A 16,880-nucleotide genomic window follows, 5' to 3' on the forward strand; every position below is an offset into this window, starting at 1 on the left:
TGCCCCTTTTTTATTCTCACGCCCAAAACTATAAAACCTTACTGCTAAGCCTTAAGAGTTATGGAATGTGTTTGGCTTACTTTTCCGTCTTTAGTCAAAATGTCATCGACAAAATACCATGTCGCATTTGCTTCTTCATTGGTAACGTTTAGTGTTAGAAATCCGCGCTGATGAAGATTGCAGTATTGAAGGTCGTCAATAAGCATGGGTAAATCCTTCGCCATTGCCTCGGCTGCTTTATTATCCATAGATAAATAGTTTTCCATCCCTGGCGAGGAAACTCCTGGAGTCGCAAGCTCAACGGCGACTTTTGTTCCATCAGCGAGAGTGAGGGTATTATGCCACGCGTTGTGAGTGTCTCCAGCTAGGGCTATGACTGGCTTATTAAGCTGTTTTAGTTGCATTAGTAAACGCTCCCGCTCAACAGGGTAGCCATCCCACGCATCAAGATTGTATGGCATGACCGAGGCCACTAGCTGCAACTCTTTTTCGCTAAGCGTTTCTCCGCGCTGCTGTTTACGCTTTATCTCGGCAAGATTGCTAACGTGAGCCGGAATTTGCTCCCGCGGCACGCCATTAAATATAGACACCGGAAACAGCATGCGACCCATTAAAAGCTGTTGGCCTAACACCTGCCATTTTGCACTGCTGTTTCTCATTGCCTCGTTCAGCCATTTACGCTGCGCGTCGCCAAGCAGACCTCGCTGCGGGTTGCTTATATCTTTAGTAAACGCCGTTTGGTTGAACGCCTTAGTATCTTTGTCTCGGTAATGAGCATATTCAAGCTGCTTATCGCGAGCGAGTACCCGCGTGTCTAACATGTACAGGTCGAGCAGCTTGCCAAATGTGAATTGTCGATAAATTTCCATGCGCGCCTCACCAAAGGTGGGTCTTATTGGTAGCCACTCGTAGTAGGCTTGTATCGCTGCAGCGCGACGGTTGAAAAAGTCGCCTTCATCATCCTGATGATTTTGAGCGCCATCTTTATAAGTATCGTTCGATACTTCATGGTCGTCCCATACTACAATAAAGGGTTTGTTTTGATGCAGCGCGAGCAACCCTTCATCTGTTCGATAAAGCGCATAGCGGCGGCGATAATCGGCAAGGGTAAAGAGCTCGGTGTCATTATCAGGTTCAAATGTACGGCCAATTTGTTTTGCGTTTTCTGTGGCATATCCTTCGCCGTCGTATTCATAGATGTAGTCGCCCAAGTGAAGCACGTAGTCTATGTTTGAATTCTTGGCCGCCTCCATGTAAGGCGTGAAAAAGCCTGCTGGATAATTAGAGCAAGAAAATACTCCAAAAGTCACTTCACTGACATCATTGGAGGGTAGAGTTCGGGTTTCACCGATAGCACTTACGCTGTCAGCGCTTCGAAAGCGATAATAATATTGGCTGTCAGGGGATAGGCCTTTTACGTCAACTTTAACGGTGTAATCTTGAGATGCTTTTGCGGATACTCTGTCGCTGGCCACAATACTTTTGAACGTTTTGTCGCTGGCTATCTCCCAAATAATATCGGCTTTAGCGGCATTATCTGCTGGAACTGCCCGCGTCCAGATAATAACCGCGCTTTGTAACGGATCGCCACTGGCCACGCCATGTGTAAAAGTGGCATTACTTGATGGGCGAGCGTTTGAAACGCACCCCGCTAGTCCACTTGATATTGCCATGCTCACGCCAGCAACTGATGATAATGCAATAAATTTTCTTCTATCCATGGTGCCTGGTTTTCCAAAAAGAGTAAGTGATATAGCGATGCCGCGTTTATATTTCGGAAATAACGCTAGGTTTCAACGCTATAAAGTGCCAGTGCCCCAGAGCACTGTCGCTTCTAAGCATAAATTCTCGGAAGCGTTAATGTTTACAAACACACATCTCGACATGTTAACGCTTATTTTTATACAGGAGCTATATGACATGAAGGTGTCACTTTTTTATCAATATTTTGCACTACTAAAGCCAAGCTTGAGTATTCATTGTAAAAAAATACTATTAAGACAGTCATAAAAATTAGCCAACGCAACTAATGAGACAGGCATAATGACAAGAGATGAAAAGAAATAAGACAGGCATGATAAATTGCGCTTTTGTGATATGAAGGCGTCACCTGTAGACAATGAACTAATCAAACGAGGCGAGAGACCGCTCATTATTTTGTAAGAAAAATAATGAGTCGAGTCAACTTACGCATTTACGCCGTTTCTGGCTGTCACTTGAGCGCAATATTTTTGTGATAAATACTGTTATACTGTGCATCAAACAACCAAATGGCGAACAGTTTGCAGTGATGCCATAACAGCAAAGTAGTTTCGGGAATGAATTTACACACTATGCAATCACGCAAAGCCAATTGAAATATCCGCTTTTTAGAAATGATATTGAAAAACAAAACCAAATAAACAAAAGGTAATTTACAAATACATGAGTGACGACCCGCATTATCAGCGCGAGAAAGAAAAGTACGAAAACCCGGTAGCTAGCCGAGAACATTTGATGAGCATATTGAAAGAGCATGACAAACCCTTGTCATTTCTTGATATTTGCGCCGAAGTAAATGCTGAAAACGAAGATGCCCGCATTGGTATTCAACGACGACTTCGTGCCATGGAGCGCGAGGGGCAGGTACAGTTTACGCGTCAGAAAAAGTACATTCTTCAAAACCGTGATGAAATATTTAAAGGCCGACTAATTGGTCACCGCGACGGTTTTGGTTTCTTGCGCCCTGAAGATAAAAGCGGCGACTTATTCGTAAGTGCAGGGCAAATGAGCATGTTCCTGCATGATGATATTGTAGAAGCCAGAGTGAGCGGCACCGACCGCAGAGGCCGCAAAGAAGCCTTTATTACACAAGTGATAGAGCCAAGAGAAGAGCCCATTGTTGGGCGCTACTTTGTAGAGCAAGGCTTTGGCATGGTAGTGCCAGACGACAGTCGCCTTCAGCACGAAATTGTTATTCCGCCGGAAAGCACCAACGGTGCTCGAATGGGGCAAGTTGTGGTTGTAGAGCTTTCTCAGCGCCCGCGCAGAAAAATGAGCCCAGTAGGTAAAGTTGTTGAAGTACTTGGAGAGCATATGGCGCCAGGTATGGAAATTGAGATGGCCCTGCGCACATTTGATATTCCACACCAGTGGCCGAAGGGCGTGACTAAACAAGTATCACACCTTACCGACCAAGTGCCTGATGATGCCAAAGCGGGACGGGTAGATTTACGTCAATTACCGTTGGTAACGATTGATGGTGAAGATGCCAGAGACTTCGATGACGCAGTATATTGTGAGCCGCTAGACGATGGCGGCTGGCAGCTATGGGTAGCCATTGCCGATGTGAGCCACTATGTCAAAACAGGCTCAGCCCTTGATGATGAAGCGCAGCAGCGTGGAAACTCGGTGTATTTCCCTGACCAAGTTATTCCAATGCTGCCTGAAGTACTATCAAACGGCTTGTGCTCGCTTAACCCTGAAGTAGATCGTTTGTGCATGGTGTGTGAAATGACCATCAGTGCGCAAGGCATTCTTGAAGAGTTCCAATTTTACGAAGCCGTAATGAATTCTCATGCTCGTCTTACTTATAACAAGGTGTGGAAAATTCTGCAGGGCGACAAAGAAATGCATCAGCGCTACGAAGCGCATGTGCCTCATTTGCGTAACTTACACGACTTGTATCGGGGCCTTAAAAAGTCTCGCGCCAAACGCGGTGCTATTGAGTTTGAAACGCAAGAAGTGAAATTTGTGTTTAACGCACAGCGCAAGATAGAAAACATTGTTCCTCTTGTGAGAAATGACGCGCATAAGCTTATTGAAGAGTGCATGATCATGGCGAACGTGAGCGCTGCACTTATGCTTGAAAAGCATGAAGCACCGGCGTTATATCGCATACACGACAAGCCAGACGCCGACAGGCTTACCGCGTTCACGAGTTACCTTAGCGAGATAGGGATTACTCATCGCATTGTTGATGATGCAGAGCCTTCTGCGTTTACCGATGTGGTACTAAAAACCAAAGGTCGCGTTGATGAAGAGCTAATACAAACCATGCTGCTTCGTTCAATGAAGCAAGCGGTGTATGACGGCGAGAACGTAGGTCATTTCGGTCTGGCGCTTGAAGCTTACGCGCACTTTACCTCTCCAATTCGTCGCTACCCAGATTTAGTGGTTCACCGAGCGCTGAAAAGCATTATTGCAAAGCAGCAGGGCAAAAAGTCGGTAAGCGGCAGTAAGAGTTATACGGTTGATGAAATAGAGCAATTAGGTGAACAGTGCTCTATGACAGAGCGCAGAGCCGATGATGCGACGCGCGACGTTGCCGATTGGTTGAAATGTGAATTTATGCTCGACCACGTTGGCGATACCTTTGAAGGTGTGGTGAGCTCGGTTACTAATTTCGGCTTGTTTATACGTCTTACCGAATATCACATTGACGGGCTTGTTCACATTACTTCATTAGATGATGACTACTATCATTTTGATGATGTGAAAATGGCGCTAGTTGGCGAGTCTGGGCACAATCAGTTTAGATTGGGCGACACCGTTTTAGTACAAGTTGCTGCCGTTAATTTAGATGAAAGAAAGATTGATTTATTGTTCGATAAGTCTATGCTGCGCAGCCCTGGTGGCAAGAAGGGAAAAGCGAAACCTTCTAAGAAAGCCGCTGGAAAAGGGAAGCGAGGCCCTAAACCTGCATCAAATAAAGGTGGTGGCACCGAGCAAGAAAAAGGCCCAGCGAAGACATCAGCCAAGGGTGGGGCAAAAAGCCCTGCTAAAGCGGGTAAATCAGATAAAACGAGCAGAAGAGGAAAGCGTTAAATGGCGCAGCAAGAATGGTTATACGGTTTACATGCTATGCAGTCGGTATTAGAAAACGAGCCTGAGCGTGTTGTTGAAGTTATGGTGCTTAAAGGTAGAACCGACGAGCGTTTAGTCAACATTGTGAACCAAGCCCGCCGTTTTGGCATTTCTGTACAGTTTTGTCAGCGCAAAACCTTAGATGACAAAGTTAACGGCGAGCAGCACCAAGGCGTAGTTGCCAGAGCAAAAGCTGCAAGAGTACTTGATGAAGCCGATCTTGATCGCATTTTAGAGAAAGAGTCACAACCTTTTTTACTGGTGCTAGACGGAATTACCGACCCGCATAATTTAGGCGCGTGTTTACGAACTGCTGATGGCGCTGGTGTACATGCCGTTGTGGTACCTAAAGACAAATCAGCTAGCTTAAATGGCACTGTGCGCAAAGTGGCGTGCGGTGCGGCAGAAGTGATACCGCTTATTCAAGTAACGAATTTATCGAGAAGCTTAAAGCACATGCAAGACAAAGGAATTTGGATTGTAGGTACAGCAGGTGAGACCGATAAAACCCTTTACGATGTTAATTTAAAGGGCCCTACAGCTCTGGTTATGGGCGCTGAAGGAAAGGGAATGCGCAGGCTCACAAGAGAAAACTGCGACGAGTTAGTGAAGCTTCCTATGGCAGGCAGTGTGTCTAGTTTGAACGTGTCGGTTGCCACTGGCGTGTGCTTATATGAAATTGTTAGGCAGCGACTCAGTTAGCATCGCTAACACCACCGCGCGTGAAACCTAGCGCACTGACGAAGGGGCAACTTTATTGCCCCTTTTTTGTGCCCAAGTACTCATCAACTAGTGACAACTAGTGAGACAGGCATAGACCGATGCCCAAGCAATTAATGCGACAAACATAAAACAGTAATAAAACTGTACTTCAATACACTTTCTTTAAACTCGATGAATACTCAAACTGTTTATATTACAACTCATAGTTTGACAGCCTCGATGCCTAAAACCAGAAAGTCGCAAATTAGTTTATTCGATACGCCTTATTATCACTGTATTTCACGCTGTGTTCGTCGTGCATTTTTATGCGGGGAAGAAAATGGAAAAAGCTTTGAACACCGCCGCCAATGGGTAGAAGATCGCATACATGTGTTGAGTGAGGTATTCACTATCGGTGTATGTGCTTATGCGGTCATGAGTAATCATACCCACTTGGTGCTGCATATAGACAAGGACAAAGCGCAATCAATGACCACAGCGGAAGTGCTTCAGAGGTGGCATACATTGTATAAGGGAACCCTGCTTACACAGCAGTATCTGTCGTTACCTACGCGAGAAGTGCTAAGTGAAGCGCAGCTTAAAACCATTGAATGTACCGCAGAAGTGTGGCGAAAGCGGCTATACGATATCAGCTGGTTTATGCGGGCACTGAATGAATACATTGCCCGAGCTGCTAACAAAGAAGATGAGTGCACAGGACATTTCTGGGAGGGACGATTTAAATCGCAAGCGCTATTAGATGAATCGGCTCTTGCGGCCTGCATGGCTTATGTAGATTTAAATCCAGTGCGTGCAAATATGGCAAAAACCCCAGAAAGTTCCAATCACACTAGTATACAGTATCGTATACGCGCAGCTAGGGCAGGGAAGACCCCAAAACGACTCATGTCTTTTTCAAGTAAATCAAAAAAAGGTTTATCGACCGGTTTGCCCTTTACTCTCATTGAATATCTTCAGGCCGTTGATGCAACCAGTCGACACATCTACCTTGCCAAACAAGGGAAAGTAGACAACATCAAATTACACATTTTAGAAAGACTCAACATCGAAAGTGACAAATGGTTAACGCTAACCACGCAATTCGAAACCCTATTTAAGCATGCAGCAGGAAAAGTGCTGCACTTAGAACAGTACGCGCATAATCAAAATCAACAACGGGTGCACGGGCAAACAAATGCCAGACGTTTGCTAGGATAATTTCAATCTAAATTGACCAACCACATACCAGACCAGTCAATGTGGCTGCATACTTCTTTTTCGACAGCGAAACTCATTTGCTCAACCGCTTCTAATTTTCAACAAGAAGAATTCAAAAAAATTTGTTCAAGCCCGTTTTGTGCCTAGCAAATAGACTAAGTGAAAACTTTTCTCATTTTTAACTATGCCTGTCACAATTTTCGTCTTTAACTATGCCTGTCTCAATAAATACTCTCGCGTATTGAGCAAACTGCCCGTCTAAATTTAATAAACCTTCCAGTTCCACTCACCTAATTCACCAAACCACCTTCTCATGGGCCTTTTAAGCCATCTCAAGTTTCTGCCAATAACTTTCAAAAAGGCACAGCTCACATTTTGTTACATTTACAGTTGTAAAATAATTGTTAATTATAAAAATCTATTCCTAATCTGAATCTGTCCATAGGGCAGGGCTGACGGGGTATGACGTTTTTTTACTCCGTTTGATTACTGTTTAATAGGTATGAAAAAAACTCATCAAGACTGAGGTTGTATACTCAACATGCTGATTTGCCTATTAATATGGATTTTGTAGATGAAGTGTTGATACGTTTTATTTACGCCAACTGACACGCGGGTAGGTCGTTGCAACGCAGTTGCGTTGAAAGTCATGGATAGGCGTTTCGTATAAGGTAATGGTTGAACCTGTATGTCAAAACATAACAAAAGTTTCTAAAGCACGAGAGTAAAAGTGTTGAAACAACAAGACAGATAAACAGGAAATAAATTTTGAATTTAAAAAATAAGAAACACACATGTATGACTGCTGCTGCCATCGCAGTTTCTTTAGCCTTCGCTGGTCAAAGCGCAATAGCTGAAGAAAATGCTCCGGTAAAAGTAGAAGTAAAGAAAAAATCTTTCTCCTCAAAATTGAATAAAAGCTTAAATAAGCGCCTAGATAAACGATTCAAAAAAGTCGGTCTTGGCTCACTTGAAGAGCCTGGCGATCGCTACATTGTAAAATTCAAAGATGAAATGACATCTGAAGTTCTTATGGGAACAAACGATGTGTCGTTAAGAGGAAAAGGAGCGTTAAAATTCGGTAAACAGAAGAAAGCGTTCAACGTACAAGCTGCAAAAAATGATGTTATTCGTGCAGGGGGCTTAGTTAAAAAAGAATTGAAAAAACATCGCATGATGGCGGCGAAGCTCGATCGTAAAGCATTAAATGAACTGCGTAAAAACCCAAATGTAGAAAGTATCGAAATAGATGCGAAGCGCAAGCCTATGGCACAAACCACGCCATACGGTTACACCATGGTTCAGGCTAACCAGTTTGGTCAAGCAGATACCACAGCGCGTAAAGTGTGTGTTATCGATACAGGATACAACTTGGGCCACCCCGACTTACCGGATACCAATAACGGTGTAACAGGCAATGCAAACAATGCCGCCGTGGGTAACTGGTATAACGACGGAAACGGTCACGGAACCCACGTCGCTGGTACTATTGCGGCTTATGACAATAACGAAGGTGTTGTAGGTGTGTATCCTGGCGTAGACCTTCACATTGTGAAAATATTCAATGACAACGGTCAGTGGACGTACGCGTCAGATCTTATCGATGCTATTACTCAGTGTGAAAATGCGGGTTCAAACGTTGTTAATATGAGCTTGGGTGGCGGCAGTGCATCAGCGACAGAACGTGATGCTATGCAAAGCTTCACCGATGCAGGCATGCTGCTAGTGGCTGCTGCGGGTAACGATGGTAACAGTGGCAAGTCTTACCCGGCGTCTTACGATGCGGTTATGTCAGTTGCTGCGGTAGATTCAAATGAAAACCGTGCCAGCTACAGTCAATATAACGACCAAGTAGAGATTGCTGCGCCTGGTAGTGCGGTACAATCTACTTATCCAACTAACACCTACGCAGCCCTTAGCGGTACATCAATGGCAACACCTCACGTAGCAGGTGGTGCAGCATTGGTATGGAGCTATTTCCCTCAGTGTACAAATAACCAAATTCGAAATGCGTTGAATGTAACTGCACAGGATAAAGGCAGTGCAGGTCGCGATAACTTCTATGGTTTTGGTTTGATGAAATTGGCTGATGCTTACAACCAACTTAATACCAACGGTTGTGATGGAAACGGCGGCGGAACTGACAATGGTGGTAGCCCTACCGTTGAGCCAGTGTCTGGCCAAGTACCAGGTTTATCGGCGGCTCGTAACGAGTGGAACCGCTACACGTGGACTATCCCAGAAGGTGTAAGCCAAATGACCGTGAGTATTGCTGGTGGTTCAGGCGATGCAGACCTATATATGAAGTTCGGTTCTCAACCTGAGACGAGTGATTTCGATTGCCGTCCTTATCGCAATGGTAACAACGAAGAATGTACCTTCGACGCGCCAGCGGCAGGTACTTGGCATATCGGTATACGTGCATACTCTAGATACAGCAACGTAACACTGTCTTATTCTTATGAATAATCTTTAGCGAATAAATGTAAATAAGATTGATAGGTAAAAGCCTGCAGCTCTGCAGGCTTTTTTCTTTTTATCGAAAAGTGAAAATAAACACTCAGCAGTAACAGCTTTTTAAGCTTACCCCTTCAAGCTTATGCCTCAAACTGAGCCTTTTAAAAGTGACAGTCAAACTAATCACAAACTTTGTATAGATTCACCGTCACTTTCTTCAGTGAATTGTCAGCTTTGTAAAGACAGCGTAAAGCTATGAACCTACCTCAAAACTTTATGCCATAACGGCGTTCGGCGCAGGTTTTCCCGTCTGTGCTGTTATCCAATTAATCTATTTAAAAACAAATTTAAAGGAAACACCGTTTATGCAAGCACTCTCCTCCCTTTACCGTGCCTGTCACATTAGTGGCTTTTATGATGCCTGTCTCATTAGTGGCGGTCACCGTTCGTGGTATCGAACTGTAGCACTAGGTTTAGTTGCGCTATTTGCCCTTGCGGCATGTGGAGGCTCAGACAGCAGCGATTCAGATTACGAATTTGCGTATCTTCAGTTTTATAACGCATCGCCTAATGGTGCAAATGTAGAAATGCGTGAAGTGGATGGAGATAGCTTTGGCTCGGCGCAATTCGGTGATGCGTCTTCTATGTATTCAATGGAAAGCGGTGAACTTGTTTTAGAGTTCATTCGCACAGACTCAGATGATCAAGAAGTATACATAGACGAAATAACGGTGAATTTGAAAGAAGGTGAGAAAACCATGATTGTTATGAGTGGCGACTTCAATAGCCCCTCATTCAACGAATACAGCTATGAACGGGAGACCTTAGAGGACCACTTCAGACTGCTCGCCATTTCAGTCACTATGGATGGTGAATCTTTTGACTTCTACATGAGCGATGCGGGCGACCCCTTTGAAGCAGCAAACTTTCTTGGCACCATTACGCCTAACGACTTAGGAGAGCTAATTTATTGGGATGGTGATGACGATAGCGATGACTTTGATGAAGGCGAATACACTGTATACCTTACCGCGCCAGGCAGCACTGACGTCATCTTTGAATCTCAAACCTTAGATTTCATCTATGAAACTGAATACGTAATGGCACTTCGCGATGTAAGTGGCGCAATACAAGAAGGTCTTGTCGTAGACACTATTTTAAACTCTTCAAGTGTATCTGGTTTAACCGATGTAGAAGCCGATGCGCAATACCGAATCTACAATTCAACAAACTTAGACACACCGGTAACCGTTACCTTCGGTGGCAACACAGACGAAGAAGACATTGAATTTACATTAGCTGCTGATGAGCTTTCTGACTTTACTGCAATTCGCTACGGTGACTACCGTGTGTCGGTAGAAGACACTTCTGGTGCTATTACTAATCTTAACAATAAACTGATTACCCTAAATCAGGGTGAGAGTAAGGCGATACTTATCTATGAAAAAGATGGCAAACTAGGAGCATCGACATTCGAAGAAAGTGGTTTACCACAGGCCTACGATAAAACCGTTAACTTTATTAACCTTGTTAGCGACTATGACGACGTTGAAATTTTCCTTGTACGTCACGACGAAACTATCGATACCGCAGAGTATAGAGTGAATAACTTAGAGTTTGGTGAAACCAGCACCGAAGTCCTGCCTTCTGATTTTTATGAAGTTATCGCAGTGTATGAAGACGACAACGACGAACAAGTATTGTTAGACCGTACGGCGCTTTTTGGCTTCACAGAAGAAGAAAACTACATTGTGACCGTTGAACCAGCTGATAAAGCAACGGGTTACGAAATAAACATACTGTTTTAATCGCAAAACGCTTATCTACACATCAGCGCTAGCAGAAGCTTGCTAGCGCTGTTGCGCTTTGTAAAAAGGGAAATATTGTAAAAGGAGCAGTTAACGCGTCTCTATTTTTGTACCAAAGTGTATTTTGGTACAAAATGATTAGGCTAAAAACTGTCATATTCTCGAATATCTATTATCTTTAATAGGAAGCGCAGTGTTTTGATAGCTATGTTCACGTAGCGCAGCTCATTGAGTTCCTGCTTGATGACCTCCTCTGTGGTTATCATCACCCCAGTTTTCCAGCTGGGGTTTTTTTATCCACCCAGTCTAAAATTAATTCAATTTACCGCTATCGCTTAGTTAATAATTCTGTTATAGTTTCGCGCCCTTTTTATGGGGGTATGTACATAAAAGCAACGATATCCAGTTGTTTTTAGCAGCACAATAACGACTCGGGAGAGTCTTAATTTAGAGCGGAGCACTAACATGATCCAAATGCAAACTAACCTGGACGTTGCAGATAACAGCGGCGCTCGCAGGGTTCAGTGTATTAAGGTTCTTGGTGGCTCGCATCGCCGTTATGCAGGTATCGGTGACATCATCAAAGTTACTGTGAAGGAAGCAATTCCTCGCGGTAAAGTTAAAAAAGGTGACGTACTGAATGCAGTGGTGGTGCGTACTAGAAAAGGCGTTCGTCGTCCTGATGGTTCATCCATTCGTTTTGACGGTAACGCGGCTGTTTTGCTTAATGCAAACAAGCAACCAATTGGTACGCGTATCTTTGGCCCGGTAACCCGTGAGTTGAGAAGTTCAAACTTCATGAAAATCATCTCATTGGCCCCAGAGGTACTATAAGGAGTCACGATAATGGCTAATAAAATTCGTCGTGATGATGAAGTAGTCGTATTAGCGGGTAAAGACAAAGGCAAACAAGGCAAAGTCCTTAAAGTGCTTATGGCTGATGACCGTTTAATTATAGAAGGCGTTAATCTCGTCAAGAAACACACTAAGCCTAACCCTCAATTGGGTGTTGCTGGTGGTATTGTTGAGAAAGAAGCTTCTATTCACGTTTCTAATGTTGCGATTGTTAACCCAGCAACGGGTAAAGCAGATCGCGTTGGTTTCCGTTTCGAAGATGAGAAGAAAGTACGTTTCTTCAAATCTAACGGCGAACTTGTTTAATTATATTGGAGAGTACGATGGCGAAACTGCATGATTTCTATAAAGAAACAGTAGTAGCTGAACTTGCTAAGCAGTTCGGGTACAAAAGCGTCATGCAAGTCCCTCGGATTGAAAAAATCACTCTAAACATGGGTTTAGGTGAAGCAGTTGCTGACAAGAAGGTGCTTGAGAATGCTCAAGCTGACATGACGGCTATCGCCGGTCAGAAGCCGATTGTTACAGTTGCTAGAAAATCAGTAGCGGGCTTTAAAATCCGTGAAGGTTATCCGATTGGCTGTAAAGTAACCCTACGTGGCGAGCGTATGTGGGAATTCCTAGAGCGTTTGATTTCAATCGCTATTCCGCGTATTCGCGATTTCCGTGGTTTGAACCCAAAATCATTCGACGGGCGTGGTAACTACAGCATGGGCGTGCGTGAGCAAATCATTTTCCCTGAAATCGATTTCGATAAAGTGGATAAGGTTCGCGGTATGGATATTACTATCACTACCAGTGCGAATTCTAATGACGAAGCACGTGCTCTGCTGGACGCGTTTAACTTCCCATTCAAAAAGTAGGGGTGTAGGGTTATGGCAAAAGAATCAATGAAAGCACGCGAAGCGAAGCGTACTAAGCTAGTAGCTAAGTATGCTGAGAAACGCGCTGCACTTAAAGCGATTATCAGCGATGTTAACGCTTCTGAAGAAGAGCGTTGGGACGCTGTTCTGAAGCTGCAACAATTACCACGTGACTCTAGTTCTTCACGTCAACGTAACCGTTGTCGCGTAACTGGCCGTCCACATGGTTACCTACGCAAATTCGGCCTTAGCCGTATTAAGCTTCGCGAAGCAGCGATGCGCGGTGAAGTCCCTGGCCTTAAGAAAGCCAGTTGGTAAGGAGTAGCTGATAATGAGTATGCAAGATCCTATCGCGGATATGTTCACACGCATCCGTAACGGCCAGATGGCTCAGAAAGTTTCTGTAACTATGCCTTCTTCAAAAGTTCGCGTTTCTATATGCGAAGTGTTGAAGTCAGAAGGTTATATCACAGACTTTGCTGCATCAGGTGACGTTAAGCCTGTTTTAGAAGTTACGCTTAAGTACTTCGAAGGCAAGCAAGTAATTGACACTATCGAGCGCGTAAGTCGCCCCGGTCTGCGCATCTATAAGAAAAAAGATGAGCTTCCAAAGGTTATGGGTGGCTTGGGTATCGCTATCGTGTCGACTTCAAAAGGTGTGATGACTGACCGTGCAGCGCGTAACGCTGGCATGGGCGGTGAGATCATCGGTTATGTAGCATAACGGAGGAGTTGAAATGTCACGTATAGCAAAAGCCCCAGTAGACTTGGTTTCAGGCGTAGAAATATCTATCTCTGGTCAAGAAGTTACTGTAAAAGGTAGTAAAGGCACATTGAGCCGCGTTTTTAACGACGCTGTTGAAGTTGTACAAGAAGAGAACCAATTGAAAGCACTTCCTCGTGAAGGTTTCGCTAACAATTGGGCACAGGCTGGTACTGTTCGCTCGCTTCTTAACGCAATGGTTCAAGGTGTTACGCAAGGTTTTGAGAAAAAGCTTCAGCTAAATGGTGTTGGTTACCGTGCGCAAGCACAAGGTAGCAAACTTAACCTAACGCTAGGTTTCTCTCATCCTGTAGTATACGAAATGCCTGAAGGCATTACCGTTGAAACTCCTAGCCAAACTGAAATCGTCGTCAAAGGCGCCGATAAGCAGATGGTAGGACAGGTTGCGGCGAACATTCGTGGTTACCGTCCACCAGAGCCTTACAAAGGCAAAGGTGTACGTTACGCTGACGAACATGTACGTCGTAAAGAAGCTAAGAAAAAGTAGGTGGGTGATACGATGGATAAGAAAACAGCTCGCATTCGTCGCGCAACTCGCGCACGAGCAAAAATTCGTGAACTGGCCGCGCATCGCTTGGTTATTAACCGCACACCTCGCCACATATACGCTCAGCTTATCGCCCCGTGCGGTTCTGAAGTATTAGCGGCGGCTTCAACTGTTGAAAAAGATCTTGCGAAAGATCTTAAATCTACAGGTAACGCTGAAGCAGCGACGGTAGTCGGAAAAGCAATCGCAGAGCGCGCTATTGAGAAAGGCATTAAAGCAGTGGCTTTCGATCGTAGTGGCTTCCAATACCACGGTCGCGTTAAAGCATTAGCTGATGCAGCTCGCGAAGCTGGTCTTCAGTTCTAGGAGTTTATAATGGCTAAACAAGACGTTCAGAACGGTGAACTGTTAGAGAAATTGATTGCCGTTAACCGCGTATCTAAAGTGGTTAAAGGTGGTCGAATCTTTAGTTTCACTGCATTGACAGTAGTGGGTGACGGTAACGGTCGCGTAGGTTTCGGTTATGGTAAGGCACGTGAAGTTCCTGCTGCAATCCAGAAAGCTATGGAAAAGGCACGTCGCAACATGGTTGACGTTGACCTAAATGGCAATACGTTACAGCACCCTATTAAAGGTCGTCACTCTGGCTCTAAAGTTTACATGCAGCCTGCATCAGAAGGTACCGGTATCATCGCCGGCGGTGCAATGCGTGCAGTACTTGAAGTAGCTGGCGTACAAAACGTACTTTCAAAATGTTACGGCTCTACAAACCCAATCAACGTTGTTCGTGCAACAATCAACGCGCTGACAGAGATGAATTCTCCAGCGAAAGTTGCTGCGAAACGTGGATTGTCTGTAGATGAAATTTTGGGGTAATCAGACATGGCAACGATTAAAGTAAAGCAAACTAAAAGTGCTATCGGCAGACTGCCTAAGCACAAAGCTACGCTTAAAGGCTTAGGTCTTCGTAAGATCAACCATGTTCGTGAACTGGAAGATACCCCAGCCGTACGTGGCATGGTCCACCGTGTACATTACATGGTCGAGATAGTGGAGGAGTAAGAACATGCGTTTAAATACTATTGCTCCTGCACCAGGGGCTCATAAATCTGGTAAGCGTACTGGTCGAGGCATCGGCTCAGGTCTTGGTAAAACGAGTGGTGTAGGCCACAAAGGTCAAAAAAGCCGTTCAGGTGGCCGCGTTAAGCCAGGGTTCGAAGGTGGTCAGATGCCTTTACAGCGTCGTCTTCCGAAATTCGGTTTCACTTCACGCAAGAGCTTTGTTACTGATCAAGTAACACTTGCAGAAATCGCAAAAGTAGACGGTGATACAGTTTCTCTTGAAACTTTGAAAGCAGCAGGTCTTGTTAAGAAAGAAATGTTGTTTGTAAAAGTAGTTAAGAGCGGTGAGTTATCACGTGCTGTTACAGTAAGCGGTTTAAAGGTTACTAAAGGCGCTAAAGAAGCGATTGAAGCTGCTGGCGGTAAAGTAGAGGAATAAGCTAGATGGCTAAACCAGGATTGGATTCAGGCGCTAAAAGCGGCTTGAGTGAGCTTAAAGCAAGATTGTTGTTCGTACTTGGTGCGATTGTTGTTTTCAGATTGGGTTCTTATGTTCCTATTCCGGGCATCGATCCAGCTGTACTTGCTGACTTGTTCGAGCAACAGAAAGGCACCATTGTAGAAATGTTTAACATGTTCTCTGGTGGTGCGCTTGAGCGTGCATCCGTTCTGGCTTTGGGCATTATGCCATACATTACTGCATCCATTATTATGCAGTTGCTCTCGGTGGTTCACCCACCGATGGTAGAGCTTAAAAAAGAAGGCGAAGCAGGCCGTCGTAAAATCAGTCAGTACACGCGTTATCTAACGCTTGTACTTGCTATTTTCCAGTCGATAGGAATATCGACTGGCCTGCCAAACCTAATTAATGGATTGGTATTGAACCCTGGCTTCGGATTCTACTTTACAGCGGTAGTGAGCTTGGTCACAGGAACTATGTTCCTTATGTGGTTGGGTGAGCAAATTACTGAACGAGGTATCGGTAACGGTATTTCTATCTTGATTTTTGCTGGTATTGTTGCGGGTTTACCTACAGCAATCGGTCAAACGGCAGAGCAAGCAAGGCAGGGCGACATTAATTTGTTATTCCTCCTGTTGATTGCTGTGATTGTTATTGCACTTACATACCTTGTGGTATTTGTTGAGCGCGGACAACGCAGAATTGTGGTAAACTACGCGAAACGTCAGCAAGGCCGTCAGGTTTTTGCAGCGCAGAGCACGCATTTACCGCTGAAGGTCAACATTGCTGGTGTAATTCCACCAATCTTTGCTTCCAGCATTATTTTGTTCCCGGGAACTATCGCAGGATGGTTTGGACAAAATGAATCAACAGCATGGTTGCAGGATGTAGCGTTAATGCTATCTCCAGGACAACCGCTGTACGTAATGTTATATGCAGCAGCTATTATCTTTTTCTGCTTCTTCTACACGGCGTTGGTTTTCAACCCGCGTGATACAGCAGATAACTTGAAAAAGTCTGGTGCGTTTATCCCTGGCATCCGCCCGGGTGAACAAACATCGCGTTATATTGATAAGGTAATGACTCGCCTCACACTGGCTGGCGCACTATACATAACCTTTATTTGTTTGGTGCCTGAATTCATGCTAATTGCCTGGAATGTTCCGTTCTACTTCGGTGGTACGTCGCTTCTAATCATAGTAGTGGTTATCATGGACTTTATGGCACAGGTGCAGACGCATTTGATGAGTAGTCAATATGAGTCTGTTCTGAAGAAAGCTAATCTTAAAGGCTACGGCCGTTAAGTTAGCCCCTTAATATTAAAGATAGGGGAGTGATG

The 16,880-nt window shown here is 44.6% G+C and carries 17 protein-coding genes; 16 read left to right on the forward strand and 1 reads right to left on the reverse strand.

The window, feature by feature from the left end:
- Positions 1 to 44: 44 nt before the first annotated feature.
- Entirely contained in the window at positions 45 to 1,721 is a 1,677-nt protein-coding gene (locus AC27HD_RS15510; RefSeq protein WP_032094901.1) for an alkaline phosphatase D family protein, read from the reverse strand.
- Positions 1,722 to 2,424: 703 nt separating this feature from the next.
- Here AC27HD_RS15510 and rnr point away from each other — a divergent pair.
- The 16 genes from rnr to secY all read left to right on the forward strand — a co-directional run bounded on the left by rnr (position 2,425) and on the right by secY (position 16,845).
- Positions 2,425 to 4,806, forward strand: coding sequence for a ribonuclease R (gene rnr / locus AC27HD_RS15515; RefSeq protein ID WP_487106948.1), 2,382 nt, complete (start codon positions 2,425 to 2,427; stop codon positions 4,804 to 4,806).
- Positions 4,807 to 5,547, forward strand: a complete 741-nt coding sequence (gene rlmB / locus AC27HD_RS15520) for a 23S rRNA (guanosine(2251)-2'-O)-methyltransferase RlmB (RefSeq protein WP_349377481.1) — start codon at positions 4,807 to 4,809, stop codon at positions 5,545 to 5,547. It abuts the gene before it with no gap.
- Between the two features lie 240 nt (positions 5,548 to 5,787).
- A complete protein-coding gene (locus AC27HD_RS15525) occupies positions 5,788 to 6,765 on the forward strand; it encodes a transposase (RefSeq protein ID WP_487106950.1) in 978 nt (325 codons plus the stop codon).
- 768 nt (positions 6,766 to 7,533) lie between these two features.
- Complete coding sequence (locus AC27HD_RS15530; protein WP_487106952.1) at positions 7,534 to 9,234, forward strand: S8 family serine peptidase; 1,701 nt, start codon at positions 7,534 to 7,536, stop codon at positions 9,232 to 9,234.
- Between the two features lie 353 nt (positions 9,235 to 9,587).
- Positions 9,588 to 11,030, forward strand: coding sequence for a DUF4397 domain-containing protein (locus AC27HD_RS15535; RefSeq protein ID WP_487106954.1), 1,443 nt, complete (start codon positions 9,588 to 9,590; stop codon positions 11,028 to 11,030).
- Between the two features lie 465 nt (positions 11,031 to 11,495).
- Positions 11,496 to 11,864, forward strand: coding sequence for a 50S ribosomal protein L14 (gene rplN / locus AC27HD_RS15540; RefSeq protein WP_032094895.1), 369 nt, complete (start codon positions 11,496 to 11,498; stop codon positions 11,862 to 11,864).
- A 12-nt stretch (positions 11,865 to 11,876) separates the two neighbouring features.
- Positions 11,877 to 12,191, forward strand: a complete 315-nt coding sequence (gene rplX / locus AC27HD_RS15545; protein ID WP_032094894.1) for a 50S ribosomal protein L24 — start codon at positions 11,877 to 11,879, stop codon at positions 12,189 to 12,191.
- A 17-nt stretch (positions 12,192 to 12,208) separates the two neighbouring features.
- Positions 12,209 to 12,748 (forward strand): 50S ribosomal protein L5, encoded by a 540-nt coding sequence (rplE, locus tag AC27HD_RS15550; RefSeq protein ID WP_032094893.1) that lies wholly within the window; start codon positions 12,209 to 12,211, stop codon positions 12,746 to 12,748.
- A gap of 12 nt (positions 12,749 to 12,760) precedes the next feature.
- Positions 12,761 to 13,066, forward strand: coding sequence for a 30S ribosomal protein S14 (rpsN, locus tag AC27HD_RS15555; RefSeq protein ID WP_032094892.1), 306 nt, complete (start codon positions 12,761 to 12,763; stop codon positions 13,064 to 13,066).
- 13 nt (positions 13,067 to 13,079) lie between these two features.
- Positions 13,080 to 13,472: a 30S ribosomal protein S8 gene (gene rpsH, locus AC27HD_RS15560; RefSeq protein ID WP_032094891.1), complete on the forward strand. Its 393-nt coding sequence runs from the start codon at positions 13,080 to 13,082 to the stop codon at positions 13,470 to 13,472.
- A 13-nt stretch (positions 13,473 to 13,485) separates the two neighbouring features.
- Entirely contained in the window at positions 13,486 to 14,019 is a 534-nt protein-coding gene (rplF, locus tag AC27HD_RS15565; RefSeq protein WP_032094890.1) for a 50S ribosomal protein L6, read from the forward strand.
- 12 nt (positions 14,020 to 14,031) lie between these two features.
- Positions 14,032 to 14,385: a 50S ribosomal protein L18 gene (rplR, locus tag AC27HD_RS15570; RefSeq protein ID WP_032094986.1), complete on the forward strand. Its 354-nt coding sequence runs from the start codon at positions 14,032 to 14,034 to the stop codon at positions 14,383 to 14,385.
- Positions 14,386 to 14,394: 9 nt separating this feature from the next.
- Positions 14,395 to 14,895 (forward strand): 30S ribosomal protein S5, encoded by a 501-nt coding sequence (rpsE, locus tag AC27HD_RS15575; protein WP_032094889.1) that lies wholly within the window; start codon positions 14,395 to 14,397, stop codon positions 14,893 to 14,895.
- A 6-nt stretch (positions 14,896 to 14,901) separates the two neighbouring features.
- Complete coding sequence (gene rpmD / locus AC27HD_RS15580) at positions 14,902 to 15,081, forward strand: 50S ribosomal protein L30 (RefSeq protein ID WP_032094888.1); 180 nt, start codon at positions 14,902 to 14,904, stop codon at positions 15,079 to 15,081.
- A gap of 4 nt (positions 15,082 to 15,085) precedes the next feature.
- The gene (gene rplO, locus AC27HD_RS15585; RefSeq protein WP_032094887.1) at positions 15,086 to 15,520 is read left to right on the forward strand and encodes a 50S ribosomal protein L15; all 435 of its coding nucleotides are present in this window, start codon (positions 15,086 to 15,088) and stop codon (positions 15,518 to 15,520) included.
- 5 nt (positions 15,521 to 15,525) lie between these two features.
- The gene (gene secY, locus AC27HD_RS15590; RefSeq protein WP_032094886.1) at positions 15,526 to 16,845 is read left to right on the forward strand and encodes a preprotein translocase subunit SecY; all 1,320 of its coding nucleotides are present in this window, start codon (positions 15,526 to 15,528) and stop codon (positions 16,843 to 16,845) included.
- Positions 16,846 to 16,880: the final 35 nt, after the last annotated feature.

Source organism: Alteromonas sp. 4NS20-0143 (assembly GCF_057542855.1).

Excerpts from the sequence above, each read along its gene's own strand:
- AC27HD_RS15535 (WP_487106954.1), top strand. The coding sequence starts at position 9,588 with ATGCAAGCACTCTCCTCCCTTTACCGTGCCTGTCACATTAGTGGCTTT.
- rpmD (WP_032094888.1), top strand. The coding sequence starts at position 14,902 with ATGGCAACGATTAAAGTAAAGCAAACTAAAAGTGCTATCGGCAGACTG.
- AC27HD_RS15525 (WP_487106950.1), top strand. The coding sequence starts at position 5,788 with ATGCCTAAAACCAGAAAGTCGCAAATTAGTTTATTCGATACGCCTTAT.
- rplN (WP_032094895.1), top strand. The coding sequence starts at position 11,496 with ATGATCCAAATGCAAACTAACCTGGACGTTGCAGATAACAGCGGCGCT.
- rplF (WP_032094890.1), top strand. The coding sequence starts at position 13,486 with ATGTCACGTATAGCAAAAGCCCCAGTAGACTTGGTTTCAGGCGTAGAA.
- rnr (WP_487106948.1), top strand. The coding sequence starts at position 2,425 with ATGAGTGACGACCCGCATTATCAGCGCGAGAAAGAAAAGTACGAAAAC.
- rpsN (WP_032094892.1), top strand. The coding sequence starts at position 12,761 with ATGGCAAAAGAATCAATGAAAGCACGCGAAGCGAAGCGTACTAAGCTA.
- rlmB (WP_349377481.1), top strand. The coding sequence starts at position 4,807 with ATGGCGCAGCAAGAATGGTTATACGGTTTACATGCTATGCAGTCGGTA.
- secY (WP_032094886.1), top strand. The coding sequence starts at position 15,526 with ATGGCTAAACCAGGATTGGATTCAGGCGCTAAAAGCGGCTTGAGTGAG.
- rplX (WP_032094894.1), top strand. The coding sequence starts at position 11,877 with ATGGCTAATAAAATTCGTCGTGATGATGAAGTAGTCGTATTAGCGGGT.
- rplO (WP_032094887.1), top strand. The coding sequence starts at position 15,086 with ATGCGTTTAAATACTATTGCTCCTGCACCAGGGGCTCATAAATCTGGT.
- rplE (WP_032094893.1), top strand. The coding sequence starts at position 12,209 with ATGGCGAAACTGCATGATTTCTATAAAGAAACAGTAGTAGCTGAACTT.
- AC27HD_RS15510 (WP_032094901.1), bottom strand. The coding sequence starts at position 1,721 with ATGGATAGAAGAAAATTTATTGCATTATCATCAGTTGCTGGCGTGAGC.
- rpsE (WP_032094889.1), top strand. The coding sequence starts at position 14,395 with ATGGCTAAACAAGACGTTCAGAACGGTGAACTGTTAGAGAAATTGATT.
- rplR (WP_032094986.1), top strand. The coding sequence starts at position 14,032 with ATGGATAAGAAAACAGCTCGCATTCGTCGCGCAACTCGCGCACGAGCA.
- rpsH (WP_032094891.1), top strand. The coding sequence starts at position 13,080 with ATGAGTATGCAAGATCCTATCGCGGATATGTTCACACGCATCCGTAAC.